This window comes from Serratia odorifera (assembly GCF_041448735.1).
GTDB lineage: Bacteria > Pseudomonadota > Gammaproteobacteria > Enterobacterales > Enterobacteriaceae > Serratia_F > Serratia_F odorifera.
Window position 1 is genome coordinate 1 of sequence record NZ_JBGMUT010000073.1, and the last position, 554, is coordinate 554.

The following is a 554-nucleotide window of genomic DNA, read 5'->3' on the forward strand; positions in this document are numbered from 1 at the left end:
GGTCAATCCCATTAACCCCCGAAAGGGCGAACAAATTAAAAATTCACACCGTCGTGTGTTATCACATTTTGTAAATACAGCTTTTGGGAAACAGTTGATGAAAGAACGTGGAAAAATTGAACAACAGTTTAGCAATCTCAAAGATAAAGGGCTGGAACAGCCACGTTGGTATGGTCAAAATCGTTATCTACTGCATGTTCAGCTAGTTTTTCTGATTCATAACATTGCATATTTATTTTAGTTTTGCAACACCCTCTATTTAGATATGAAATATCTCCTATTAGTATAGTTAATTAGTGTAGATTTGTAAAGATAGAACCCCCTATTTAAGTGCATCTATTAGCGTATTTAATTATGGATTTTTCTACCTTTGTATACAATTCGGGAAGTCTATTTATTAAGGTGAGCAGTGATATAACTGCTCACCTTTTTTTGTTGTCTTAAATCTAGTAGAAAGGAGATCCAACATGAATACAGTACAGAAAGCTATTAATCTTATACTTCATAAAGGGATACGAAAATATAAATCTAAAAACTCAAAAGCTGCTCTAGTA

Annotated in this window: 1 protein-coding gene; it reads left to right on the forward strand. The window is 33.0% G+C overall.

Annotated elements, in window-relative coordinates; translation table 11 throughout:
* The coding region (locus tag ACCC84_RS23910) for a transposase (protein ID WP_371902441.1) at positions 1-241 on the forward strand (241 nt) is incomplete at its 5' end.
* Positions 242-554 lie beyond the last annotated feature (313 nt).